A 24,938-nucleotide genomic window follows, 5' to 3' on the forward strand; every position below is an offset into this window, starting at 1 on the left:
CGGGCATTATCTGAACATAAAACACTATCAGTAAGTTGGAGTCATTACCCGGGCCCGGCGTATCCAACCGAAGTGATTGATGAATTTGCCACAATCACCTTTGTACGCGACTGCGGTGCAAATAATGAAAGCGTTATTGCCTGCGCAGCCAGTGAATTACCGAAAAACTTTCCAGATAACCTGTAATAAGCGCGACAATTAACTAAAAAGAAAAGTTCCCGGCTATTTCATATTATTATGAAATAGCCGGGATTTTTTTTGTTTGTTGAGGATTGGTTTAAAGCAATTCATTTCAGAATGTTGCAGAAGATCACATTAAAAATAATTAAACGTAATTTAACTTGTTGTTTTTCAAGCAACTGCTAGTTGTTTTATAACGTTGCATACCTTGTCTTAATTTTTCCCTAAGGAAAGAGAGCTACTTTGATATAAGTTTATGGTTCGTTGAAATAAACGGGCTGGCATTTGGTTAATATCAAAAACATGCCATTTTTATTGCAAGGAAATTAATAATGAGTGATTTTCTGCCTTTTTCGCGGCCGTCGATGGGCGCTGAGGAAATTGCGGCGCTTCAGGACGTTTTGATGTCGGGCTGGATCACCACCGGGCCAAAGAATCAGGAACTTGAAGAGGCATTCTGTCAGCTTACCGGGAATCAGCATGCGATTGCCGTCTGTTCAGCCACCGCGGGTATGCACGTCACGCTGATGGCGCTGGATATTGGCCCGGGCGATGAAGTCATTACCCCTTCCCAGACCTGGGTCTCCACGCTGAATATGATCGTGTTGCTGGGTGCCACGCCGGTCATGATTGATGTGGACAAAGATACATTAATGGTGACGCCAGAAGCCGTTGAAGCCGCCATTACCCCGCGTACCAAAGCCATTATCCCCGTTCATTATGCCGGCGCGCCGTGTGAAATCGACGCCATTCATGCCATCGGCGAACGTCACGGTATTCCGGTTATTGAAGATGCGGCCCATGCCGCCGGAACGTACTACAAGAACCGTCATGTGGGCTGGAAAGGAACGGCGATTTTTTCCTTCCACGCCATTAAAAATATGACCTGCGCGGAAGGCGGCTTAGTCGTCACGGATAATGCCCAGCTGGCACAGCGGATCCGCAGCCTGAAATTCCATGGCCTGGGCGTAGATGCCTATGACCGCCAGACGCACGGCCGCGCGCCGCAGGCGGAAGTGATCGCGCCGGGCTATAAATATAACCTGGCGGACATCAACGCCGCGCTGGCGCTGGTGCAGTTAGGCAAGCTGAAAGAGGCTAACAGGCGCCGCCAGGAAATTGCTGAACGCTACCTGCGTGAGCTTGCCGATACGCCGTTCCAGCCGCTCACCATTCCGTCATGGCCGCACGTGCACGCCTGGCACCTGTTTATTATTCGCGTTGACGAAGCGCGCTGCGGGATCTCACGCGACAACCTGATGGCGGCGCTGAAAGAGAAAGGCATCGGTACCGGCCTCCACTTCCGCGCGGCACACACCCAAAAATACTACCGCGAGCGTTTTCCTGATGTATCGCTCCCGAATTCTGAATGGAATAGCGCGCGTATTTGTTCTCTCCCTCTTTTCCCGGATATGACTCATGACGACACAACCCGCGTCATTACCGCACTCCATCAGCTTGCAGGACATTGATATGTTCAGTGCACCGCCTGTACAAAAAGTTTCCGTGGTAATCCCGGTTTATAACGAGCAGGAGAGCCTGCCCGAACTGATCCGCCGTACAACCGCCGCCTGCGATACGATGGGCAAGGCTTATGAAATTCTGCTGGTAGATGATGGCAGTAGCGATCATTCCGCGCTGATGCTGACCGAGGCCGCGCAGGCCGAAGGCAGCCATATTGTTGCCGTGCTGCTCAACCGCAACTACGGCCAGCACTCGGCGATTATGGCGGGGTTTAGCCACGTCACGGGCGATCTGATCATCACCCTGGACGCTGACCTGCAAAACCCGCCGGAAGAGATCCCGCGTCTGGTCGCCAAAGCCGATGAAGGCTATGACGTGGTCGGCACGGTACGTCAGAACCGTCAGGACAGTCTGTTCCGCAAGCTGGCCTCACGCACCATCAACCGCCTTATCCAGCGCACGACCGGTAAAGCGATGGGCGATTACGGCTGCATGCTGCGCGCCTACCGCCGCCACATTGTCGACGCGATGCTGCACTGCCATGAGCGCAGCACCTTTATTCCGATCCTCGCCAACACCTTTGCCCGCAAGGCAACGGAAATTCCGGTTCTGCACGCCGAGCGCGAGCACGGGGAATCGAAGTACAGCTTTATGCGTCTCATCAACCTGATGTATGACCTCATCACCTGCCTGACCACCACGCCGCTGCGTCTGCTGAGCGTGTTCGGCAGCATCATCGCCGTGGCCGGTTTTGCGCTGTCCGTTCTGCTGGTGGTGCTGCGCCTGGTCTTTGGCCCGCAGTGGGCGGCGGAAGGGGTCTTCATGCTCTTTGCCGTGCTGTTTATGTTCATCGGCGCCCAGTTTGTCGGGATGGGCCTTCTCGGTGAATACATTGGCCGTATCTATAACGATGTTCGCGCGCGTCCGCGCTACTTTATTCAACGTGTTGTCCGTCAGGAACACAAAGCATCTCAAGAGGAAATTCACCCATGAAAGCTGTTGTATTTGCCTATCACGATATGGGGTGCACGGGCACGCTGGCCCTGCTGGAAGCGGGCTATGACATTGCGGCAATCTTTACCCATCCGGACACGACCGGAGAGAATAACTTTTTTGGCTCCGTGGCGCGTATCGCCGCCGAGCGCGGGATCCCGGTTTATGCACCGGACGATGTAAACCATCCGCTGTGGGTGGAACGCATCCGCGCGCTCGCGCCTGACGTAATCTTCTCGTTCTACTATCGCAGCCTGCTTTCCGACGAGATCTTAGGTCTGGCCGCAAAAGGCGCCTTTAATCTTCATGGTTCTCTGCTGCCCGCCTACCGCGGCCGCGCGCCGCTGAACTGGGTGCTGGTGAACGGTGAAACGGAAACGGGCGTAACGCTGCACCGCATGGTGCGCCGTGCGGACGCGGGCGCTATCGTGGCACAGCAGAAGGTCGCTATTGATGCGGACGAAACGGCGCTGCAGCTGCATCAAAAGCTGAATGCGACGGCGCAGACGCTGCTGCGTGATGCACTTCCAGGCATCCTCAACGGCACCTTCAGCGAGACCGCGCAGGATGAGAGCAATGCAAGCTGCTTTGGCCGCCGCGCGCCGGAAGATGGTCGTCTGGACTGGAATAAGCCTGCCCGCCAGCTGCACAACCTGGTGCGCGCCGTGACCGACCCGTGGCCGGGCGCGTACAGCTTTGCTGGCGTAAGCAAATTTATCGTCTGGAAATCCCGCGTGCGTGACGATATTCCGGCTGCCAAACCGGGCACCGTCGTCTCTGTCTCTCCGCTGATTGTGAGCTGCGGCGAGCAGGCGCTGGAGATCGTCACCGGACAAACCGACAACGGCCTGTACGTTCAGGGCACGCAGCTGGCGCAGTCTCTGGGTCTGGTGGCCGGGGCGCTGATTACTAGCGCGCCGGTGGTTGCCATCAAGCGCCGTACCCGCGTGCTGATCCTCGGCGTGAACGGCTTTATCGGTAACCACCTGACCGAACGTCTGCTTAAAGACGACAACTACGAGATTTACGGTCTGGATATCGGCGCGGATGCCATCAGCCGTTTCCTCGACAACCCGCGTTTCCACTTCGTGGAAGGGGACATCAGCATCCATTCCGAGTGGATTGAATACCACATTAAAAAATGCGACGTGGTGCTGCCGCTGGTCGCCATTGCCACGCCAATCGAGTACACCCGTAACCCGCTGCGCGTGTTCGAGCTGGACTTCGAAGAGAACCTGAAGATCATCCGCGACTGCGTGAAATACGACAAGCGCATCATCTTCCCGTCCACGTCTGAAGTGTACGGCATGTGTACCGATAAGAACTTCGATGAAGACACCTCCAACCTGGTGGTCGGGCCGATCAACAAACAGCGCTGGATTTACTCCGTCTCCAAACAGCTGCTGGACCGCGTGATTTGGGCCTACGGTGAGAAAGAAGGCCTGCGCTTTACCCTGTTCCGTCCGTTCAACTGGATGGGCCCGCGTCTGGATAACCTGAACGCGGCGCGTATCGGTAGCTCCCGTGCGATCACCCAGCTGATCCTGAACCTGGTAGAAGGCTCGCCCATTAAGCTTATCGAAGGCGGGAAACAGAAACGCTGCTTTACGGACATCAGCGACGGTATCGAAGCGCTGTTCCGCATCATCGAAAACAAAGATAACCGCTGCAACGGTGAAATCATCAACATCGGTAACCCGGACAACGAAGCGAGCATTCGCGAGCTGGCAGAGATGCTGCTGGCCAGCTTTGAGCGCCATCCGCTGCGCGACAAGTTCCCGCCGTTTGCCGGCTTCCGCGAAGTGGAAAGCAGCAGCTACTATGGTAAGGGCTACCAGGACGTTGAGCACCGTAAGCCAAGCATTCGCAACGCGAAGCGCTGCCTCAACTGGACGCCGACGGTGAAGATGGAGCAGACCATTGACGAAACGCTCGATTTCTTCCTGCGCACCGTGGAGCTTTCGGAACAGGCCTCATGAAAAAAGTCGGTTTACGCATTGATGTCGACACCTTCAGGGGAACGCGTGACGGCGTACCCAAACTGCTGGAACTGCTGAACAAACACGATGTGCGTTCCAGCATTTTCTTCAGCGTGGGGCCTGACAACATGGGACGCCATTTATGGCGTCTGATTAAACCGGCATTTCTGTTCAAAATGCTGCGCTCGCGCGCAGCATCCCTCTACGGCTGGGATATTTTGCTGGCCGGCACCGCCTGGCCCGGCAGACGTATCGGCGCGGGTAATGAAGCCGTTATCCGCGAGGCGGCGCAGCATCATGAGGTGGGTCTGCACGCCTGGGACCACCATGCCTGGCAAGCCTGGGCGGGAGTCTGGGATATCCCGCGCCTGTCCCGTGAGGTCGAGCGTGGGATGCTGGAGCTGGAGGCCATTACCGGTCAGCCCGTGCGCTGCTCCGCCGTGGCTGGATGGCGTGCGGATCAGCGCGTCGTGAAGGCCAAAGAAGCCTTTGCGTTTCGCTACAACAGCGACTGCCGCGGAACCGGACCTTTTTTGCCGCTGTTAGGCGAAAATCGCTACGGAACGGTGCAAATTCCGGTCACGCTTCCCACCTGGGATGAAGTGGTCGGGCGCGAGGTGAAGGCGGATGAGTTCAATCGCTACATTCTGGACCGCATCCATCGTGACGCCGGCACGCCGGTGTATACCATCCATGCCGAAGTGGAAGGGATTGCGTATCAGCATGATTTCGACGAACTGCTGACGATGGCCGCTCAGGAGGGCATTGAATTTTGCCCATTGAGCGAGCTGCTGCCGGACGACCTCAGCACCCTGCCCGTGGGCAAAGTCGTCCGTAATGAAATGGCTGGCCGGGAAGGCTGGCTTGGCTATCAACAAACCGTGAGTCCGGTCCCATGAAAACAGCCCGTTATGGCTTAGCGCTTCTCGCACTGTTTATCGTTTACTACCTCATTCCGGTCGATATCCGCCTGCTCTGGCAGCCTGATGAAACGCGCTATGCGGAAATCAGCCGCGAAATGCTGGCATCCGGAGACTGGGTAGTCCCGCATTTTCTGGGGCTGCGTTACTTTGAAAAACCGATTGCTGGCTACTGGATCAACAGCATCGGGCAGTTGCTGTTCGGGCACACCAACCTCGCCGTGCGCGCCGGGTCTATCTTCTCTACCGGCTTAGCCGCGCTGCTGGTCATCTGGATGGCCTGGCGTCTCTGGCGGGATAAGCGGACCGCTATTTTCTCCGGTCTTATCTTCCTGACCCTGTTCCTGGTGTATGGCATCGGCACGTATGCGGTGCTGGATCCTATCATCACCCTGTGGCTGGTGGCGGCGATGTGCAGCTTCTGGCTGGCATCACAGGCCCAAACCGTTTCCGGAAAAGCGGGTGGCTATGTGCTGCTTGGGCTGGCCTGCGGGATGGGGGTGATGACCAAAGGCTTCCTGGCGCTGGCCGTTCCGGTGATTGGCGTGCTGCCGTGGGTGATCGCCCAGAAGCGCTGGAAAGAGGTGCTGATTTTTGGCTGGCTCGCGATCCTGAGCTGCGTGCTGATTGTTCTGCCGTGGGGGCTGGCCATTGCGCAGCGTGAGCCTGACTTCTGGCGTTACTTCTTTTGGGTTGAGCATATTCAGCGTTTTGCCCAGAGCGACGCGCAGCATAAAGCCCCGTTCTGGTACTACATACCGTTCCTGATTGCGGGCAGCCTGCCGTGGCTGGCACTTTTGCCCGGCGCGATTCGTCTTGGCTGGAATGACCGACAAAACGCGGGTGGCGGGTTCTATCTGCTGGGTTGGGTGGTGATGCCGCTGCTGTTCTTCAGCATCGCCAAAGGCAAGCTGCCGACCTATATCCTGCCCTGCTTTGCCCCGCTGGCTATCCTGATGGCGCGCTATGCCTGCCTCGCGGCGGAAAAAGGTGCCAGAGCGTTACGCATTAACGGCGGGATTAACCTGGCGTTTGGCGTTATCGGCGTGGTGGCGGCGCTGGTGGTCTCGCCGTGGGGACTGTCGAAGCATCCGGTCTGGACGTCGGTTGAACTGTATAAAGTCTTCTGTGCGGTGGTGGCGTTCCTCATCTGGGCCGCGGTAGGCTGGTTTACGTTCAGACAGAGCCAGCAGCGCTGGTGGCTGGCGGCACTGTGCCCTGCAGGGCTGGCGCTGCTGATTGGTTTTGCCATTCCGAACCTGGTGGTGGATTCCAAACAGCCGCAGTCGCTGGTCGATACCGTGCGCGAGCCGCTTCAGGAAAGCCGATTCGTGCTGGCCAATAACGTTGGCGTGGCCGCGAGCCTGGCGTGGGAGCTGAAGCGCAATGACATCACGATGTTCGATCAAAGCGGCGAACTGCGCTACGGACTGGATTATCCCGATGCGAAAGATCGTTATGTTGATAAAGATGACTTCGCGCAGTGGCTGGCGGAGCATCGTCAGCAGGGGCGCGTATCGCTGGTGATTCTTCTGTCAAAACACGATGAAATCGCGCGCGCAAATCTGCCGAAACCGGACAGCCTGTATATTCAGGGGCGTCTGGCCCTGCTGGAGTATCTGCCGAAGTGATGACCTGGCTCTGGCTGATACTGGCAAGCCTGCTCAGCTGCGCGGGACAGCTGTGCCAGAAACAGGCCACCCGTCCGGCGAAAGCCGGGCGGCGCGGGGCGCACATCGCGCTGTGGCTTGGCCTGGCACTGCTGGCGCTGGGCAGCGGGATGCTGGTCTGGCTGGTGGTGCTGCAACGCCTGCCTGTCGGTATTGCCTATCCTATGCTGAGCCTCAATTTTGTCTGGGTGACGCTGGCGGCGAAGGCGTTCTGGCGTGAGCACGTCGCTGCGCATCACTGGCTGGGGGTAGGGTTCATCATCATTGGGATTGTTATCCTGGGAGGGAGCCTGTGAAAGGAGCGTTCTGGGCCATATGCAGCGTGCTGTTAGTCAGCGCGGCGCAGCTGCTGCTGCGCAATGCCATGCAGGCACTGCCACCGGTCAGTGAGATCCTGGTGTTTGTTTCCGCGTTGTGGCACTTCTCGTCCGGCACGGGCGCGCTGCTGCTGGGGTTGACGGGGTATGTGGCGTCCATGGGCTGCTGGTATCTGGCGCTGCACCGTATGGCGCTCAGCAAAGCCTATGCCCTGCTGAGCCTCAGCTATATTCTGGTGTGGGGCGCCGCGATCCTGCTGCCTGGCTGGGGGGAGCGCTTCTCCTGGCACGGGCTGGTGGGCGTCGGGTTTATTATTCTGGGCGTGTTAGTGATTTTTCTGCCCCGAACGTCCCAACGTGAATAATCGACTCGTGGGTCAGGGTATAAGGGGTCGATGTGCAGACGGCAAGGCTCAGCGAGCCGACCTGTAGCTGACTGACCGCGTGCGTCTGCGCCGTGCTGTCGATGCTGACAATCTGCCATGCGCTGCCGCCACGCTGTTTCACAATCGCTTCTTTCCGCGTCCAGATACGCCAGAACGCGGAAAGCCGTTCCTCGGGCGTTTCACGCTCCAGCTCGTCATGCTCCGTCATGCTGAACACCGCATTAGCCAGCGCCTGCCAGTTCTTCCTCGGGCGAATCACTTCGATATCGCAGCCGACTTCACCTTCATCGCTCATCAGCAGGGCAATATCGTCACCGCTGTGGCTCAGGTTGAACCACAGCGGATGACCCTTCGCAAAGGCCGGTTTGCCCTGCTCGCCGTAAATGATGTCGGGGAGCGGGCGAGGGGATAACGTTCTGGCGAGCAGCGTCCTCCCGGCCAGCCAGGAGGCCTGTCGGGCACCCTGAGGCGCCCTGTCTGCGAGCGCTGACGCCATCGGGTCCGCGCAAAGGGTGGAGATTTTTCCCAGTACAAACTGGTACATAGTTACGCCCAGCGTTTAATGATAATCGAGGTGTTGATGCCGCCAAACGCGAAGTTATTGCTCTGCAGATACTCGCAGTCAATCTGACGGGCTTCTCCCATAATATAATCTAAAGCACCGCATTGCTCATCCGGCTGCGTTAAATTGAGCGTCGGGGCAAACCAGCCTTCGCGCATCATCTGCAGGCTCATCCACGCTTCCAGCGCGCCGCAGGCACCCAGCGTATGGCCAAAATAGCTCTTCAGCGAGGAAACCGGCACGCTGTCACCATAGATAGCGGCGGTGGCCAGGCTTTCGGCGATATCGCCGCGATCGGTGGCGGTACCGTGCGCGGAGATATACCCCATATCCCGGGCGCTTAATCCCGCCATGGACAGCGACTGCTCCATGCAAATCTGCATGGTTTCACGCTGAGGCTGGGTGATATGGGCCGCGTCGCAGTTAGTGGCAAAGCCCACGATTTCGCCGTAGATCGTGGCCCCGCGCGCTTTTGCGTGCTCGAGCTCTTCCAGAATCAGGGTGCCTGCGCCTTCTCCAATCACCAGACCATCGCGCTGCGTATCAAATGGCGACGGGGTGTGCTTAGGGGCGTCATTGCGCTGGCTGGTGGCGAACAGCGTATCAAATACCGCCGCTTCAGACGGACAAAGCTCTTCCGCGCCCCCCGCGACCATCACGGTCTGATACCCGTGGCGAATCGCCTCCCAGGCGTAACCAATCGCCTGGCTGCCGGAGGTACAGGCGCTTGAGGTCGGGATGACGCGGCCGCGTAGTCCAAAGAACAGGCCGGTATTCACCGCCGTAGTGTGCGGCATCATCTGGACGTAGGTTGTCCCGGTGATGTTATTGGTGTGCTTTTCGGTGAGCATGGTCGCGAATTCGCTGACCGGACCGGTGCTGCCAGTCGAAGAACCGTAGGCGATACCGGTTTGACCGTTGGTGAGCACCGCTTCGCCAATCAGCCCCGCCTGCTCCAGCGCCAGCTCGGTGGCGCGGGTCGACATCAACGACACCCGGCCCATGGCGCGAATACGCTTGCGGGTGTAGTGTTCCGGCAGCGAGAAATCGTCGATCGGCGCGCCCAGCAGGGTATGCAGGCCATCATACACCTGCCATTCCGGCATTTTACGCACCGCGTTTTCATACGCCAGCAGCCTGCTGGACACGGAATGCCAGTTTTCGCCAAAGGCGGTCACGCCGCCCATGCCCGTAATCACCACGCGACGCGTCATAGCATTCCTCCGTTAATGGAAATGACCTGGCGGGTAACATAGCCCGCGATATCCGACATCAGATAGCTTGCCAGCCCGGCGACCTCTTCAGCCTGGCCCATACGTTTCATTGGGATGATGGACATCGCTTCCTTCAGCGCGGCTTCTTCCATCTCAATCATGCCGGTATCAATCAGGCCCGGGGCGATGCAGTTGACGGTGATTTTGCGTTTTGCCAGCTCAATCGCCAGCGCTTTGGTGGCGCCGATAATGCCCGCTTTGGCCGCGCTGTAGTTCACCTGTCCGCGGTTGCCCATCACGCCGGAGACGGACGATAAGGTGATAATGCGTCCCCCTTTACGGGTGCCAATCATCGGCATAATGCAGGGGTGAATGACGTTATAAAAACTGTCGAGATTGGTGTGGATCACGCTATCCCAGTCGTTTTCGCTCAGCGCCGGAAAGGCGCCGTCGCGGGTAATTCCGGCGTTGCTGACCACGCCATACCATGCGCCATGGGCTTCAATCTCCTGCTCCAGCACTTCGCGGCACTGTTCGCGGTTGCCCACATCAAAGGCGAGTAAACGACCGTTGCCTCCCGCCTGCGTGATGGCGTCCAGCGTCTCCTGCGCGCCTGCGGCATCACGATGGTAATGCACGCCTACGGTAAACCCGTCGGCGGCGAGCTGGCGGGCAATGGCGCGCCCTATGCCTTTGCTGGCCCCTGTGACCAGTACGGAACGACTCATGCGTTAGATCCCTGATTAAAAAGCGATGTTAATTCTTCTGCGCTCGGCTGGAAGGTGTTGACCCGGCCCGTGGCCAGCGTCTCTTCATTAGCGGAAATCGCGCATTCAAAGCTGCCGAAGCGTTCGTCCTGCATCAGCAGCTTAACGGTGATGTCCAGCGTCAGGCCTGCGGCGAAATGCCCGCTGGCGCAGACCAGCTCGCGCGCGCCGAGCACCATGCCCAGCGCGATATGTTCCTGCCCCTGCTGCTGGCGATGCCAGCCCGACCAGACGCCGACGGTCTGCGCCATCAGCTCGAGCGCGTACCAGCCCGGCAGGTCGCCATCGGCATTGAGAAACGGCGCCAGCACGCTTTGTCCATTGACGGCCACGCGGCAGACCGCCGTGTCGTCCGTAACGTTCTCAACGGATCCCAGCAGCATCATTGGCGCCTCGTGCGGCAAATAGGCTTCGGGTGATAAGTAGCTCATGAAGCTCTCCCCAGCAGGATGCTGGCGTTATTGCCGCCAAACGCGAACGAGTTAGACAAAATGACCGGTTTTTTCAGAGCGGCGCGCTGGTGCAGCAGGCCGCACGGCGCCAGAGTATCGTCCGGCGCGTAGCGGGCGAAGTCCTGCGGCGGCAACGGCAGATCGCGCGTCAGAATCAGCCAGCTCAGGGCCGCTTCGGTAATACCGGCGGCGCCCAGCGTATGGCCGGTAAGGTGTTTGGTTGAGCTGCACGGCACGCTTTCCCCGAAGAGATCGTGCACCACCTGCGATTCAATCTGATCGTTGAGCGGCGTGGCCGTGCCGTGCAGGTTGATGTAGCCGATATCCTGCGGCTGCATACCCGCTTCGTTAAGCGCCTGCGCGATCGCCCTTATCGCCCCTTCGCCCTGCGGATGCGGAGCGGAAATATGGTACGCATCGCTGGATTCGCCCGTTCCGAGCAGCGCCACGTCGGCGGGCTCCCGGCTCAATACCATCAGCGCGGCGGCTTCACCGATGGTGATCCCCCGGCGGTCGCGACCAAACGGCTCGCAGAGCGTGGGGGAGAAGGATTCAAGGCTGTTAAAGCCGTTGACGGGCATCCGGCTCAGGGTATCGGCCCCGCCGACGATGGCGATGTCCACCAGCCCGGCTTCAATAAGACGTTTGCCGCCGATCATCGCCCGCGCGCTGGAAGAGCAGGCCGTCGAGATCGTATAGGCCGGGCCTTCGAGCTGAAGCCAGTTGGCGAGGAAGCGGGACGGATCGCCAAGCTCCTGCTGCGGATACTGCCAGCGCGTGCTCGCTTCGCCATGGGTCATGCGGCGCACGTGCTCATCGCCCTCATCCAGCCCGGAGGTGCTGGTCCCCAGCACCACGGCCACCCGGTCGCGGCCGACGCGGGCGATGGCCTCGTCAACGGCGGGCTGAATCTGCGCCAGCGCGGCCAGCAGCAGCTGGTTATTGCGGGTGCGGTGTGCGGAGAAGGCGTCCGGGATGGGCGGAAGCTCGCCTTCCACGCCGCCCAGTACGGCTTCGGGTAAACCCTGCAGCCAGCCGGTCCGGGCGTGCATCCCCGGCGCCACGCCTGCCGTCAGGTTCGCGGCAATCTCGTCAGGCGAGTTGCCCAGCGCGTTGACCATGCCAACAGCGGATATATAAATCATCTCAGTCACCCAGATATTGAATGGTGATGTGGTATTTAAAGACGTGTTGCTCGATGCTGATCGGCTCGCGCTTGCCTTTGCGCTGCAGGTAGACAATCTCCGTCACCAGCTTGCCGCTGGCGTTGCGCAACTCGCGCCGATCGCCATTGTCCGTTAACGTCCAGCCCTTCGGCAACTGCGGCTGCCAGGCGCTAATCGGCCAGTGGCTGAGCATCACGTCGGCCAGCACCTGGCTGGCGGGCGGCAGCTGTGGCACGACGATCGACTGTTCGGTATGAATACCGGTCTCATCGTACGTTGCCAGGAACAGACGAATGCCCACGGAAGAGAGCCCGGCCAGCGTGACCTTATGCGCATCCGCGTTGAGCATCACCAGCAGAGACTGCGTTTGTCCGTTAAAGCTGCCGGTCAGCAGCTGCTGGGAGCTTACCGCCGGGCTGATGCCGGGCGGCGGCAGCGTAACTTTAGTTCCCGGCTGGAGCCAGGCCTGGGGCCGCGTCTCTTTGGTATCGGTCGAATGGCTGTAGCCTGCCAGCAACAGCGCCGCGGCCAGCGCAACGGCGCGATAAAAAGCGTTCATTTACGTTTTCTCTCTTTCTTATCCGGCATCGCCAGCGGAGCCAGCAGGAAGGCGGTAAAAATACCGCTTACCAGCACGATACCAAAGCTGCTGATGGCCTGGGTGGCGCTGAAGACGAGCATGCCCAGCGTCAGCAGCGTGGTCATCATGGCCAGCGTAATCGCCAGCATGGAGGTCAGCGGCGTACCGCGCGGGTTGCTGAAAAACAGCGTGTAGTTAATGCCAATGCCGAGCACCAGTACCAGCGCCAGCAGTGAGAACAGATTCACCGGGTGGCCCGTTGCGGCCAGCACCGCCAGGCCGCAGCTCAGCGACAGCACGGACGGCACCAGGCTTATCAGCCCTTTACGCCAGCCGAGGCGCAGCATCGCCCCGCAGGCAATCACCGCCAGCGCGGCAAACAATAGCCCCGTCAGCAGCGTGCGGTAGAGGGCAAACAGGCTGTCAAAGCTGGCTTTGCGATCGACCCAGACGACGCCGTCATGGCGCGCGGCCAGTTCACCGAGGTAAGCGCTGTTTTTCGCGCCGTCCACCGGCACCAGCACGCCGCTTTCCCCGTTGGGCAGGGTCAGCCAGAGCAGACGCCAGCCTTCGCTGGCCGGGCTTTTAAGCCACGCGTCCACGCTGACCGGCATGGCGTCGAGATTTGGGGATACGGCGCTGAGCCCGGCGCTTTTCAGCACGTTCGTTACTGCAGGAGCAGCCTCGCGCAGCAGCTTCAGATCGCTTTTCTGGCGCGCCAGCGAGTTCAGCGGCAGGGTACGCCAGCGGACGATCTCTCCGGCTTTCTGCGCCTGTGCCAGCGCCGGGGTAAAGGCTTCCAGCCGCTCCAGCGTTTGCTGAGGCGAGGCGCCATGAACCACAAACCATTTCTGATCGACGCTCTGTCCGGTCAGGGCGGTAATGGCCTTCTCCTGCGCCAGAATATCTTTCGGCAGCGCCTGCAGCTGGGCGATGTCGTCGTCCACCCTCAGGGTGCTCATCCCTACGGCGGAGAGCAGCGCCAGCGCGACGGGCAAACCAACGGACAGTTTTTTATTGCGTCGCCAGGCGGCCAGCCAGCGCAGCATGATAACCATCAGCGGAACCGGGCGCACCGGTAAACCCCGGCACAGCCACGGATGCCAGAAAATCACCGTCAGGCAGGAGGCGCTCAGCCCCACGGCGGCGAACACCGCCATCTGGCGGATCCCGGGGAAGGGGGCCAGCATCATAATCAGGTAGGCGGCGACGGTCGTCAGCAGCGCCAGCAGCAGCGCATTGCGCACTTTCGCCAGGCTTTGCCAGGGGGAATGCTCCGCGCCGTGCACCATCCTTTCGGTCAGGTAGTAGAGCGTGTAGTCGGCTGAAATACCGATGATGCTCATGCTCATCACCAGCGTCATCAGGTGCAGTTCGCCAAAGAGCAGCAGCGTCACCACCGTACCCGCCAGCGCGCCGATGGCAATGGAGAGCACGCTCAGCAGCAGCGGGCGCAGAGAGCGGAACACCGCCACGATGAGCAGGAACACGCCAAGCAGGGTGGCGATGCCCAGCGTCGAGACGTCGCGTTTGGCCTGCTGGCTGGCGTAATCGCTGTAGAACACGGTCCCGCGAGAAAGCAGCTGCGCCTGCGGGAAACGCGCTTTTAGCCTCTCCTGCAGCGCGTTAAGCGTCGTCACGAGCCGGTGGGTCTGCTGCATATCAAATGACGAGCCCGCCAGCTCGCCGTGCAGCAGATACCAGTAGTTTCCCGCCTCATCCTGTGTGACCAGCCAGCCGTCCATCAGCCGCAGCTTCTGGCCGTTTTGCGCCAGAGCGAGCTGCGAGCCGCGCATCAGCATCAGGGGATCGTTTTGCAGCTCTTTGCCGCTGACGCCGGAAAAGGCCGAATAGAGCTGAGATAAAATCCACTGCGCCTGCGCTTCTCCGCCGTTTTGCAGGCGGGCGCGGGTGGCGGGATCGATCAGGCCATTTCGGTGCTGCCAGAAGAACTCTCCCCAGGCCTTCTGCCCGGCGGCGTCCATCGGGCCTTTGACCTCGCTGAGCGAATCGCTGCTTTGCAGCAGCGCCAGCCACTGCTGCGCCACGCGCGGATCGGGCTCTTTGCCGGGGCTGACCATCCAGACCAGCTGGCGGTCGAGACGCTGCATAAACCCGTCGTTGAGCGCCGGCGGGATCGCCCCCAGCGTCTGCTTCGGCAGCATGGCCAGCACGCTGCTGTTCAGACGCGCGCCGGGCAGCAGCGACAGCAGCACGCCCAGCAGAATCAGGCATAGCGTGGCCCACAGCAGCGCCGGGCGCAGGGATTTACGGTGCGGCAAAGCGTTGGCGTTCGTCATCGGTCAGGCTGGCGGGCGTCAGTTGGTGGCGTGAAAGGGCGATATCGGTACGGTCACCCTGTTTGTCGTTGAGGCGAATCGTCTCCAGATAGGTCGCGCCGCCCAGATCGAGGGTGGCGAAAATCTTGTCCAGCGGCGTCGTTTTTGGCGTAAGCACCAGCGACCAGCGGCCCGCGCCCAGGTCTTTAAAATCGATGCGGAAGTTCTCTTCAAGCACCCTGCGGTCGGCCTGGAACAGGGCCCGCAGAAGATGGTTGAACTGGAACATCTGCGGATTATTGTCGGCGGTGACGGTCTGCGGCGGCTGGCCGTTAATGGCCTGAACCATCCGCTTGTCGTCCAGCAGGAGCGTCATCGGAAACGGCGCTTTTTGATCCCACAGCAGGCCGCTGTCGCGGGCGATCAGCATCTCGCCCTGCGAGCGCAGCGGCTGCGGCATATCTTTTATGGTGCGAACCTGTTCGAAGTGCGCGCGCACGACGGGCTGCCCGGTGAAGCGCTGCTGCAGTTCATCCAGCGTCACGGCGCTGACCAGCGGGCTGACGATCAGCGCCAGCAAAGGCAACCATTTCATGGCGTTACTCCCATACGTTCAAACAGTATTGCCGGACTCACAAAGCACATTTCGCGGGTCGCTTCTTCTACCGCCACCTGGATGGTGTAACCGGTGGTGGTGCGTTTGCCGGTCTGCGCATCGAAAATTTGATAGGCAATGCGCAGGCGGTTTTCATACTCTTCAACGTGCGCGCGGACGCGAATACGCTGCTCAAAGGTCACCGCATCGCGGTATTTCACCCGGGTATCGACGACGGGCCAGACGTAGCCGGAGGCCTTCATCTGGCGATAGCCATAGTCAAACTGATTGAGCAGCGCCTCGCGGGCGATCTCAAAGTAGCGGAAATAGTTACCGTGCCAGACCACGCCCATCATATCGACGTCGTGGAACGGAACGGTGATCTCAACTTCAGTCGTAAAGCGGGGATCGGTCAGCACCCTTTACTCCTTCTCTCTGGACTCTGGCAGATGCCAGAAATCGAAAAAATTAAACCAGTCGAGCGGCGACATGAGGGCGTAATGCTCCAGCCGCTGCGCGTAGCGATCGACGGTCTCCTGCAGCGCCTGCTGGCGTTCTCCGCGCGGCAGGCGCAGCGGGTCGGCAAACGGTTCGCTGTGCAGGACGAGCTTACCCTGCTGGCGCAGGGCAAAAATCAGCACCACCGGGCAGCGCAGGATGGAGGCCAGGATAAACGGCCCCTGGGGGAACGGCGCTGGCTGGCCCATGAACGGACTCCAGATCACGCGCCACTCGCCGCCACGCTGCGGATTCACCGCGATGCGGTCGCCCACAATCGCGACCCATTCTCCCCGCTCAAGCTTCTCTTTGATGGCAATCGCGGTGTCCGGGCCGATATCGGTAACCGACATCAAATTCACGCCCGCCTGGGGCGCCATTTCGCTCATGATTTGCTTAAAGCGCCGGGCGTTCTCGCTGAAGACCAGGGCGGTGATAGTTTTGCTGCCGTCCAGCTGGGCCAGCGCCCGGCAGGCCTCAACGTCGCCAAGATGCGAGGCCAGCAGCAGCTTGCCCTGCGGCGCCGCGATATTAAGCGTTTCGCTCGCGCCGGGGGCAAAGACCACGTCGCGATCAAACTTCAGCTCACCGCGCCAGCTGGCGACTTTATCCAGCATCGCGTTGCCGAAGCGCATGAAATGGAAAAAGCTGTTGAGCCGCGGGGGAACGGGCATGTTCCGCTGACGCAGCTCTTGCTTCACTCTCTCAATCCACTGCCGCGAGGCCTGGCGCGCCGGACGCGCGATAAGCCAGTACACGCCGATTACCGGCCACAGCAGCACGGTAAAGGCCCGGCGGCCCATCAGCTTCCAGACGCGCAGCATCAGGCGCATCCCCCACAGGCCTTTGACCTCGTCCTGCTGCGCCCAGTGCTGGCGGCGTCGACGGAAAAGCAGGCCGGGCATGCGGGGCAGCATGCCGAAGAACAGCCGGGTATGCATCAGGGAGATCCGCACGTTATCTTTTAACGCGTCGAAGTGGGACAACCCGTCCTGCGGGTAGGTGACGCGGGTTGGCAGAAAGATGCTGGTGTTGCCCTGCCAGTAAAGACGGACCATCACTTCGGTGTCAAAGTCCATCCGTTTGCCGAGCGTTTCACGCGCTGCCAGCCGCAGCGTGGGCGAGACCGGATAGACCCGAAAGCCGCACATGCTGTCTTTAAGCTGCAGGGATAAGGTCTCAATCCACACCCAGACGTGGGTTACCCAGCGTCCGTAGAGCCGCGAGCGCGGAATGGAATCATCGTAAATGGGCTGGCCGGAAATCAGCGCATCCGGGTGGCGCTCCGCCAGCGCCAGCAGTTTGGGGATATCTTCAATGGCGTGTTGACCGTCCGCGTCCACCTGCACGGCGTGGGTATAGCCCACGCGCGCGCACTCCTCCAGCCCCCTGATGACCGCGGCACCTTTCCCGGCGTTTTGTGCCAGACGGACCAGCGTCATCTGCGGCTGTTCTGCCGCAAGGCGTTCGAGCTCCTGACGGGTGATCGCTTCGCTGCCGTCATCCACCACCAGGCACGGCAGGCCGAACGGCGCGAGACGCGACAGCACGCGGGCGATCATGGCGCCGTGGTTGTAGCACGGGATCAGCACGCAGGGGCGAAAGGTTACTGACATAGCCGAATTTTCCCGCTGCTGGCGGTATGGCGCTCCGCCCCGGCGTGACGCTGGTAGCTGAAGGTCAGCATCTGACGTTCGGCATGCCACTCAAGCACCAGCGTCACCGTGGTTTCCGGCAGCAGAGGCGCCTGGAACTTCACGTTTTGAATGCTGTGAAAGCGGTAGCCCGGCGCCAGTAACGTTGTGGCGTAGTGCATCACCCAGTCAAGCTGCGCAACGCCGGGCAGCAGCGGCTGTACGGCAAAATGGCCCTGAAACCAGAACAGCGCCGCGTCGAGATGCAAAATGATTTCCAGCTTCTCCGGCTGTGTCTGGCGGCGCTCAATTTCAGGAATTTTCATGAAATAACTCCTCTAACTGCGCATAGACACGCTTGTTCATACTGTTTACCGGCATTTCATCGACAATGCGCCAGTAGCGCGGAACGGCGACCGGCTCAAGCCACGGCAGCAGGGCGCGACGCCAGGCGAACTCCTGCGCTTTTTTATCCTGCATATACCCGCGCTGGCGAACCGCTTCGTCCAGCACCAGCAGTGCGCCAATCCCCTGACGGCCTCCGCGCGTGACCGGCAGCGCCGCCGCTTCGCAAATGCCGTCGAGCTCCAGCAGGCGACGTTCGATCTCGTTAAGCGAGATGCGCTTTTCTTCAATTTTGACCACCCGCCCGCGACGACCGGCGATGCTGAACAGCCCCTCGCTGTCGAAGTTCAGGATATCGTCCAGCTGGAGTCCTTCAGCCTCGTGGATCAATGGCGACGTGACGCGACAGGCGTCATCTTCCTGATGGAAGATAACGCCGGGGAAGGCAAGCCACGGGACGTTATCCTGCTGGCGATGGCGCCAGGCGAGGATCCCGGTTTCGGTGCTGCCATAAATTTCATCCGGGCAGATGTTAAGCCAGCCCGCGGTGGTGGAAACGTCACACCAGGGCAGCATGCCCCCTGCTGAAATCAGCATTCTGACGGGCGGCGCGGGCAGTTCCGTATCCAGGCGCTTCAGGAACGCCGGGCTGCTGATGAACAGGTAATGTCTGTCATGAGGAAGGGCGGCCAGCTGTTCAGCGTAGTAGAGCATCGCGGCATGCAGCGGCAGCCCCAGCGCCATCGGCAATACGATGCGGAATGTCAGGCCGTACAGGTGTTGCGGTACGACCGAGGCGACAACGCTACAGCCGGTCAGACGTTCGCCGAAGCGGTCAGCCAGCAGACGGGCTTCGCGATCCAGGCTGACGATGTGCTTAATCACCCGGCGCGGAGTACCCGTGGAGCCGGAGGTGAACAGCTCAACGAAGCGGCTTTCGTCAATCTCCGGCAGGGGCGCCCAGCGGCTAGCCGTCTGATGGCTGGAGGCCACCACAATCAGCTTGCCATGGAAACCGAGAGTCCGATCGCTCAGAACGCCGCTAAACAACGACTGCTGTTCTTCAAGCTGCGAGACGCGGCTATGGCCGGGGATGACCGGCGTTTTACCAGCATGCAGCGAGGCCAGCAGCGCAACGATAAACAGGTAGCTGTTTTCAAAGCACAGCGCCCAGCGCTCGCCATCCTGCTGACGCAGGGTGTCGACCAGCAAGGTCACGTCGTGGCGCAACTGGCCAAGCGTCCAGGTACGATCGTCAAGCCAGGCAACGGGCGTATCGTCAGGGCGGGGCGCATTTAACCACTGGCCCAGCGGAAGGGGGTTAGTCATTGTGCATCTCTTTTTTAATCACCCGCTGGCGCACCAGCCACTCTGTCGCCATCAGCGTCCCCATCAGGATGTAGGCCACCATACCGTTCCACAGCATCCACAGATGCATGTCGCCGTGGAGCACGGTGAACAGCGCCATCGCGCCGTTTCCGATGAAAAAGCCGCACCAGACGAGGGTCACCTTGCGGGTATAGCGCACGCCCTCCGGGGGCAGGTTTGGCTCGCGCAGGCGCGCAAGCCGTTCGACCAGCGGCATCGCGGTCCACAGCGAACCCCCGAACACGGCCAGCATCACAAGGTTGACGACCACGGGGTAGAACAGCAGCCACTGGTGGGTTTTCAGCAGGTAGCTTGCCGCGCAGAGCGCGATGCCCGCGAGCGCCACGCACTGCACCACATACCGCATCGGGCCAGCGTTCCGCCGCGCCTGGCGCAGCCGCAGCAGCAATACCAGCGCCATCACCGGCAACAGCCACTGCAGGCTGTTGTGCGTCAGCCCAAATCCAATCAGGAAGGGCCACGCCAGCAGCATCAGCCCTGTCAGCAGTGGGATGACCGGGAACGTCCGTCCACCACGCACGAGGTCTTACTCTTCGCGCAGAAGCTGTTCGACGGCGTCTACCACATCCTGAACGGTACGAACCGACTTGAAGGTTTCCGGCTTGATTTTCTTGCCCGTTTTCTTCTGCAGATGAACAATCATGTCCACCGCGTCAATGCTGTCCAGCTCCAGGTCTTCGTAAAGACGGGCTTCGGGCGTAATGTCCTGCGGGTCGATTTCAAAGAGCCTGGTCAGCAGGCCGCAGACTTCCTGATAAATGGTTTCTTGTTCAGTCATCGTTCACATCTCAGGCGCGTTGAGCGTTGATAAAGGACGCCAGCGTGGCGACGGAAAAGAAGTGCTGGCGCATCTCTTCGCTTTCGGCAGAAAGCACCACGCCATACTGGTTTTTTACCGCCAGACCCAGTTCCAGCGCGTCAATGGAGTCCAGACCCAGCCCATCGCCAAACAGCGCGGCATCGGTATCAATATCCTCTGCGGTAAGCTCGTCCAGATTCAGCGTGGTGATTATGAGATTCTTAATTTCAAGATAAAGCGCTTGCATCATTAATTCCTGACAAAGATTGAAGGCCTGATGTTAATCGATGCTGCAGATGCCGGTTTAACTGCCTTGCCGCCAGCGCCGGTTCTTGTTCATTTGCATCGTAAAATTCGTCGATGTTCACGCGGTCGCGGACATCCACGGTGAAAAAAGGTTTTTCTGGCGGTACATCATACCAGCGGCTTTTTTTATCCAGCAGATGTTCGCTACAGTGGATCAGCACCACCCGCAGATCGCTGTTACAGCGCACGGCGATATTTGCCGCGCCGCGCTGGAGGGAGATAGCCTCGCCAAACCGGGTACGCGTGCCTTCCGGGAAGATTAACAGCGTGTCGCCCTGAGCCAGACGCTGCTGGCTGGTCGCGAGCAGGGGCTCGGCTTCGCTGTTAATCAGGTAATCCGCCGCGCGGATGACGCCGCTGACAAAGGGATTGCGCAGCAGCGCGCTTTTCACCAGGCAGTCGGTTTCGGGCATCACCGACGCCAGAATCACGTAGTCTATTAACGTGGGGTGGTTAGCCACCACCAGACAACCCCGATCGCTGCGCAGCGCGTCAAGATTGTGAATGCGATAGTCCAGTACGCCGAGGCCGCGCGCTACGGTCAGGAAGAAGCGGAAGCTGGCCGCAATGCTGCGACGCGCGAGGCGACGACGGCTGGCGCGGTCGCGCTGGACGATGAGCAGCAGGTTGAACCAGACCAGCGACAGCAGCAGCCCGCCCACGCCAAACAGCGCGAAGCAGAAGCCGGTCATCGCCAGGCGCCATAGCCAGTTAATTCGGGCAGCCAGGCGGTTCATGCGCGCGTCCATTGCCACAGCAAACGTTCGCCGGGCACCACGAACTGACGCTCCTCGCTGAGATAGCGCTGCAGGAACATCAGGCTTTGCGGCAGGGCGGGTTCTTCACCCGTGCTGCCGCTACGGGTTTCACACTGCAATCCGTTGCCGGATTCAATCACCAGCGCCAGCGCGTAGGGCCAGGTGGGCATCTGCGGCGGTAGCGCCGGATGGTAAAATTCCGGCAGCGCGCCGTCAAAATCGACCAGCAGGACGCGGGAATAGCCCGCCTGCAGCAGGCTCAGCACTTCACATAAGGCCTGCTGGAAGGTGTCCAGTCCGGCAGAAATGGATGACGAAACGATGGCCTGGCGTGCGGTAATCGTAAGATTGCCCACCGCGGAATTGTGCACGGACATCGCGAAGTCGGTGGGTGAAACGGACTGCCCGGTCGCCAGGGCATGCAGAATACGGTCGTTGCGCTCCAGCTCGCCGTGGCGGCTGGAATAGACGACGGCATCAATGGCGTGGTTTTGCAGCATGGCAAGACCAATATCCACCGCCAGCTTACTGCCTGAGTTGAGGCGGCGCGCGGTCATCATGGGTAAAGCGGTCAGGCTGGGAAGCGGGGCCGCTGGATCGACGGTCAGCTGCAGGCGTGACCACGCCTGCCACTCTGTGGCATCGCTGAGTCCTGGCGCTCTCGCCCGCCAGTCGATAATGTTCAGTGAAAATTTCATCTACGCGCGTCCGCGACAAAAAAACCGTATTCAAGGGGCAGGCTGGGCCACCCGGGCAGCTAAGCTGCTCTATTGTTCACGTTTGGTGCATATCAGCAGGGTATGACCGACCCCGAGGTTGTCCAGCCGCTGTTCAACGTTGAAACCTGCGCTCTCCAGGTAGCGATAAAACTTCTCTACGCTGTAAAACCGGCTATTGCCATTCGCCATACAGGTGAAATAGAGCGAGGTGGCATTCAGGCTGAAAGAGGCTGCTTCAAATTTCTGAGCATCCCAGAAAAGCTCCATGATGCACAAACGTGCGCCTGGCTTCATGGCCTGTGCGACGCGCGCCAGCATGGCGACAATCTGATCCGGAGAGAAACAATCCAGGAACTGGCTCATCCACCAGACGTCGGCGTCACCCGGCAATGTTGCTGGGCTAAGCATATCGACAGCATGGAATGCAATACGATGAGAAAAACCTGCTTTTGCGATGTTTTCCTGCGCCAGCGCTATCTGCTGCGGCAGATCGAGGATCGTCACGGCAACATTTTCGTCATAGCGGCAGCAGCGTAACGACCATTTACCCGTATTTCCGCCCACATCGTACAATTTTGTCGGCGAGCTTGCGAATATATATGGCAAAGCAGCGTCAAAAGCGGCGTCAGAATAGTAATGATCGAAGGCGAACCAGCTCTCTTTCGCCGGAGCTGGTAATTGGGATAACGCCGGGTAGATGGTTGGCCAGTTGCCAAACACGGCTAATCCGGCCGGTTTTTCCTCCTGCAGGGCGTCCGCCAGGTGAAATAGCCCCTGATAACAAACGTCCTGGGTGAAATCCATATTTACGCGGGTCATTTCGTCGTGCAGTAAAAAATGGCCCACTTTTGCCAGGAAATAACGTCCATTCTGTTGGGTAACGATTCGACCGCTTAATCCCATATCCAGCAGTACGCTGACGCCATAGCTGCCGAGCGTGCTGTGTTCGGTTATTTCCTCGAGGCTTGCCCCCTCTTTTCCTTGTTTATCGAGCCAGGCGAGAACGCCTGAGTTACGCAGACAAAGCGCAGTCTGGAATAACATCGGGGCAAAGGCGATGCGTTGCGCTTCGGTAATGGCATCCAGTGCGCTGAGTGTGTCCTTTTCGTACATTCCTGCGTAACCTTTGAGGGCAATAAAGAGAGGTTATCGGGCCATACGCGGCCCGACTTTAGAAAAAAATTACAGCGCGGCGCCAGCGGAGAGGTTCAGCTGAATGTCGTGGTCGAGGTTATTCACCCAGCGGTTATAATTTTTGTGGATTTTACCGTCTGCCGCTTTCAGGTTAAGACTGTTTTCATAGTTGATTGAATAGCTTGTGGCCGTGTACGGAATACTCACCTGGACCGAGTGATCGCGTGACTGCAGACGCCCCTTAATCATTCCCGGGCCGGTTTCCGTCATGATCCAGTCGCGTTTTTGGCCTGCTTTCAAAATTGCCGTTTTTACCTGATCGGCAGTATGGCCCGCGCTTACAATAGAGTGAACCTGAGCGATTGGCGCGGTACGCGCGCAGCCTGCCAGCGCGCCAACGAATACGGCAGCAGCACACCATTTAACGATCTTTTTCATCAACAACTCCATATCAATAATAACAATTAAAGGCAGTGGTTTTTACAAATAATACTCATCCGGCTTTTTGTTATCGCCAGGTGTAATTTTTAATCAATATTAATGGTTACATTACGTTGAAGCGAAGGCGGGAATAATAGCATGGAAAATAAATAAGGATTTCATTTTTTATAATTTGCGTTAAATCATGAATTGCGTTTGAACGTAATGCGCGCGGCGTAATTAAAACCGGAATGAATATCGCCTTAACGCAAATAAAAATACCGCGACGGATTAGGGACGCGGTAATTCATGATGTATTACTGACGGTTTAAACCTACCTGTACAGGCGGGTCCGTTACCCGGGTAATCGGCTTTTCGGCCTCCCCGGGCCGAGCAGGATCGCCAGCTTGCTGCCGCCTTTGGTGGTTTCCATCCAGATTTTACATACGCTGGTAAGGGGGACCGACAGCAGCATACCGACCGGGCCCAGCAGCCATCCCCAAATCAGTAAGGATAAAAAGACCACCAGCGTCGACATGCCCAGACGGTGTCCCATCATGCGCGGCTCAAGAATATTGCCCAGCACCATATGCACCACGAGGAACAGCGCGCCGACCAGCATGCATTCGTAGAAGCCGTTAAACAGAAACGCCTGAATCATCGGCGGCACGGCGGAAAGCACCGCGCCAATATTGGGCACGTAGTTCAGCAGAAAGGCCAGCACGCCCCACATCAGCGCGAACTGCACGTCCATCAGCATCAGCCCCAGCCAGACAATCACCCCGGTCCATACGCTCAGGAGCGTTTTCAGCGCCAGATATTTGGAGACGCCCTTCAGGGCCCGGTGTAACCCGGCAATGTGAATTTGCGGATTGTTCAGCGCAAAGCGCAGCTTATAGGGGACGTGGCGGACTTCGAACAGCATAAACACCACCGTCATGACCAGCAGCAGAATGCTGGCCATCGCGCCGGAAAGCCCCGTCATCAAGGTGGTGGCGTAGGTCATGACCTTCTCGGAGTCCATCCTGCGCAGCATCCGTTCGGGTGAGATATGCAGATTAAGGAAGGGCACCATCTCCTGCAGCGCGACAATTTTACGCGTCAGCTCTTTGTTGTACTGCGGCAGCATGGTGGAGAATTCGCTCAGCGATGCCGCCAGCACGCCGAAGAGCGCCGTAAGGCCAATCAGCATGACAATAACCACGATGGTGATGGCTACCGGACGGCTGACGCCCCGGCGTAAAAACCAGGTGACCAGAGGATTAAGCACGATGGCAAAAAAGAGCGCCAGCAGGAGCTGAACAATAATGTCAGCGGCAGCATGGATACCCGCAAGGATAACCACCAGACAGGCGAGTTTTAATAAGATGTGGAGTCCTGCTTTGTCGGACGGGTTAGCGATCATGCGTGTT

The 24,938-nt window shown here is 59.2% G+C and carries 28 protein-coding genes; 8 read left to right on the plus strand and 20 right to left on the minus strand.

Features of this window, described 5'->3' with window-relative positions; all coding sequences use genetic code 11:
• The 8 genes from ADJ24_RS24055 to arnF all read left to right on the plus strand — a co-directional run.
• Positions 1 to 186, plus strand: a 186-nt coding sequence (locus ADJ24_RS24055) for a phenolic acid decarboxylase (RefSeq protein WP_193389513.1), incomplete at its 5' end; no start/stop codon positions are given.
• A gap of 326 nt (positions 187 to 512) precedes the next feature.
• Positions 513 to 1,652 (plus strand): UDP-4-amino-4-deoxy-L-arabinose aminotransferase, encoded by a 1,140-nt coding sequence (gene arnB, locus ADJ24_RS08430; RefSeq protein WP_023309541.1) that lies wholly within the window; start codon positions 513 to 515, stop codon positions 1,650 to 1,652.
• Position 1,653: 1 nt separating this feature from the next.
• A complete protein-coding gene (arnC, locus tag ADJ24_RS08435; protein ID WP_032667968.1) occupies positions 1,654 to 2,637 on the plus strand; it encodes an undecaprenyl-phosphate 4-deoxy-4-formamido-L-arabinose transferase in 984 nt (327 codons plus the stop codon).
• The gene (gene arnA, locus ADJ24_RS08440) at positions 2,634 to 4,616 is read left to right on the plus strand and encodes a bifunctional UDP-4-amino-4-deoxy-L-arabinose formyltransferase/UDP-glucuronic acid oxidase ArnA (RefSeq protein ID WP_023309539.1); all 1,983 of its coding nucleotides are present in this window, start codon (positions 2,634 to 2,636) and stop codon (positions 4,614 to 4,616) included. Before arnC ends, arnA begins: the two co-directional genes overlap by 4 nt.
• On the plus strand, positions 4,613 to 5,515 hold the full coding sequence (arnD, locus tag ADJ24_RS08445) for a 4-deoxy-4-formamido-L-arabinose-phosphoundecaprenol deformylase (RefSeq protein WP_023309538.1): 903 nt from the start codon (positions 4,613 to 4,615) through the stop codon (positions 5,513 to 5,515). Before arnA ends, arnD begins: the two co-directional genes overlap by 4 nt.
• Positions 5,512 to 7,167, plus strand: coding sequence for a lipid IV(A) 4-amino-4-deoxy-L-arabinosyltransferase (arnT, locus tag ADJ24_RS08450; protein ID WP_023309537.1), 1,656 nt, complete (start codon positions 5,512 to 5,514; stop codon positions 7,165 to 7,167). The genes arnD and arnT overlap by 4 nt, the downstream gene beginning before the upstream one ends.
• Positions 7,167 to 7,502, plus strand: coding sequence for a 4-amino-4-deoxy-L-arabinose-phosphoundecaprenol flippase subunit ArnE (gene arnE, locus ADJ24_RS08455; RefSeq protein WP_023309536.1), 336 nt, complete (start codon positions 7,167 to 7,169; stop codon positions 7,500 to 7,502). Before arnT ends, arnE begins: the two co-directional genes overlap by 1 nt.
• Positions 7,499 to 7,888 (plus strand): 4-amino-4-deoxy-L-arabinose-phosphoundecaprenol flippase subunit ArnF, encoded by a 390-nt coding sequence (gene arnF, locus ADJ24_RS08460; protein ID WP_023309535.1) that lies wholly within the window; start codon positions 7,499 to 7,501, stop codon positions 7,886 to 7,888. The genes arnE and arnF overlap by 4 nt, the downstream gene beginning before the upstream one ends.
• Here arnF and acpT read toward each other — a convergent pair.
• The 20 genes from acpT to ADJ24_RS08560 form a co-directional block, all read right to left on the minus strand.
• Positions 7,836 to 8,453: a 4'-phosphopantetheinyl transferase AcpT gene (acpT, locus tag ADJ24_RS08465; protein WP_023309534.1), complete on the minus strand. Its 618-nt coding sequence runs from the start codon at positions 8,451 to 8,453 to the stop codon at positions 7,836 to 7,838. The two genes, arnF and acpT, sit on opposite strands and share 53 nt — an antisense overlap.
• 2 nt (positions 8,454 to 8,455) lie before the next feature.
• A complete protein-coding gene (locus tag ADJ24_RS08470; protein ID WP_023309533.1) occupies positions 8,456 to 9,685 on the minus strand; it encodes a beta-ketoacyl-ACP synthase in 1,230 nt (409 codons plus the stop codon).
• Positions 9,682 to 10,413 (minus strand): 3-ketoacyl-ACP reductase FabG2, encoded by a 732-nt coding sequence (locus ADJ24_RS08475; RefSeq protein WP_023309532.1) that lies wholly within the window; start codon positions 10,411 to 10,413, stop codon positions 9,682 to 9,684. The genes ADJ24_RS08470 and ADJ24_RS08475 overlap by 4 nt, the downstream gene beginning before the upstream one ends.
• Positions 10,410 to 10,883: a dehydratase gene (locus ADJ24_RS08480; RefSeq protein WP_023309531.1), complete on the minus strand. Its 474-nt coding sequence runs from the start codon at positions 10,881 to 10,883 to the stop codon at positions 10,410 to 10,412. Before ADJ24_RS08480 ends, ADJ24_RS08475 begins: the two co-directional genes overlap by 4 nt.
• Positions 10,880 to 12,049, minus strand: coding sequence for a beta-ketoacyl-[acyl-carrier-protein] synthase family protein (locus ADJ24_RS08485; protein WP_023309530.1), 1,170 nt, complete (start codon positions 12,047 to 12,049; stop codon positions 10,880 to 10,882). The genes ADJ24_RS08480 and ADJ24_RS08485 overlap by 4 nt, the downstream gene beginning before the upstream one ends.
• A 1-nt stretch (position 12,050) precedes the next feature.
• Positions 12,051 to 12,629, minus strand: coding sequence for a DUF3261 domain-containing protein (locus ADJ24_RS08490; RefSeq protein WP_048702304.1), 579 nt, complete (start codon positions 12,627 to 12,629; stop codon positions 12,051 to 12,053).
• Positions 12,626 to 14,950, minus strand: a complete 2,325-nt coding sequence (locus tag ADJ24_RS08495; protein WP_023309528.1) for an MMPL family transporter — start codon at positions 14,948 to 14,950, stop codon at positions 12,626 to 12,628. The genes ADJ24_RS08490 and ADJ24_RS08495 overlap by 4 nt, the downstream gene beginning before the upstream one ends.
• Positions 14,919 to 15,524, minus strand: a complete 606-nt coding sequence (locus ADJ24_RS08500; protein WP_023309527.1) for an outer membrane lipoprotein carrier protein LolA — start codon at positions 15,522 to 15,524, stop codon at positions 14,919 to 14,921. Before ADJ24_RS08500 ends, ADJ24_RS08495 begins: the two co-directional genes overlap by 32 nt.
• Entirely contained in the window at positions 15,521 to 15,943 is a 423-nt protein-coding gene (locus ADJ24_RS08505) for an acyl-CoA thioesterase (protein ID WP_023309526.1), read from the minus strand. Before ADJ24_RS08505 ends, ADJ24_RS08500 begins: the two co-directional genes overlap by 4 nt.
• 3 nt (positions 15,944 to 15,946) lie before the next feature.
• Positions 15,947 to 17,638, minus strand: coding sequence for a glycosyltransferase family 2 protein (locus ADJ24_RS08510; RefSeq protein ID WP_023309525.1), 1,692 nt, complete (start codon positions 17,636 to 17,638; stop codon positions 15,947 to 15,949).
• Positions 17,629 to 17,982, minus strand: coding sequence for a (3R)-hydroxymyristoyl-ACP dehydratase (locus ADJ24_RS08515; protein ID WP_023309524.1), 354 nt, complete (start codon positions 17,980 to 17,982; stop codon positions 17,629 to 17,631). The genes ADJ24_RS08510 and ADJ24_RS08515 overlap by 10 nt, the downstream gene beginning before the upstream one ends.
• A complete protein-coding gene (locus ADJ24_RS08520; protein ID WP_023309523.1) occupies positions 17,969 to 19,330 on the minus strand; it encodes an acyl-CoA synthetase in 1,362 nt (453 codons plus the stop codon). Before ADJ24_RS08520 ends, ADJ24_RS08515 begins: the two co-directional genes overlap by 14 nt.
• Positions 19,323 to 19,910 carry a hypothetical protein gene (locus ADJ24_RS08525; protein ID WP_023309522.1) on the minus strand — a complete coding sequence of 196 codons (588 nt, stop codon included), beginning with the start codon at positions 19,908 to 19,910 and terminating at the stop codon, positions 19,323 to 19,325. The genes ADJ24_RS08520 and ADJ24_RS08525 overlap by 8 nt, the downstream gene beginning before the upstream one ends.
• Before the next feature lie 6 nt (positions 19,911 to 19,916).
• A complete protein-coding gene (locus tag ADJ24_RS08530; RefSeq protein ID WP_008503082.1) occupies positions 19,917 to 20,168 on the minus strand; it encodes an acyl carrier protein in 252 nt (83 codons plus the stop codon).
• 10 nt (positions 20,169 to 20,178) lie between these two features.
• Positions 20,179 to 20,436, minus strand: a complete 258-nt coding sequence (locus ADJ24_RS08535) for a phosphopantetheine-binding protein (protein ID WP_008503081.1) — start codon at positions 20,434 to 20,436, stop codon at positions 20,179 to 20,181.
• Complete coding sequence (locus ADJ24_RS08540) at positions 20,417 to 21,232, minus strand: lysophospholipid acyltransferase family protein (RefSeq protein ID WP_023309521.1); 816 nt, start codon at positions 21,230 to 21,232, stop codon at positions 20,417 to 20,419. The genes ADJ24_RS08535 and ADJ24_RS08540 overlap by 20 nt, the downstream gene beginning before the upstream one ends.
• Complete coding sequence (locus tag ADJ24_RS08545) at positions 21,229 to 21,951, minus strand: beta-ketoacyl synthase chain length factor (protein ID WP_023309520.1); 723 nt, start codon at positions 21,949 to 21,951, stop codon at positions 21,229 to 21,231. The genes ADJ24_RS08540 and ADJ24_RS08545 overlap by 4 nt, the downstream gene beginning before the upstream one ends.
• Positions 21,952 to 22,020: 69 nt before the next feature.
• Complete coding sequence (locus ADJ24_RS08550) at positions 22,021 to 23,085, minus strand: class I SAM-dependent methyltransferase (RefSeq protein WP_023309519.1); 1,065 nt, start codon at positions 23,083 to 23,085, stop codon at positions 22,021 to 22,023.
• Between the two features lie 69 nt (positions 23,086 to 23,154).
• The gene (locus ADJ24_RS08555) at positions 23,155 to 23,544 is read right to left on the minus strand and encodes a hypothetical protein (RefSeq protein WP_023309518.1); all 390 of its coding nucleotides are present in this window, start codon (positions 23,542 to 23,544) and stop codon (positions 23,155 to 23,157) included.
• Positions 23,545 to 23,881: 337 nt separating this feature from the next.
• Positions 23,882 to 24,931 carry an AI-2E family transporter gene (locus tag ADJ24_RS08560; RefSeq protein ID WP_023309517.1) on the minus strand — a complete coding sequence of 350 codons (1,050 nt, stop codon included), beginning with the start codon at positions 24,929 to 24,931 and terminating at the stop codon, positions 23,882 to 23,884.
• Between the last annotated feature and the right edge of the window lie 7 nt (positions 24,932 to 24,938).

Origin of the sequence: Enterobacter sp. 940_PEND (genome assembly GCF_001059415.1) — a bacterium.
GTDB classification, from domain to species: domain Bacteria; phylum Pseudomonadota; class Gammaproteobacteria; order Enterobacterales; family Enterobacteriaceae; genus Enterobacter; species Enterobacter cloacae_M.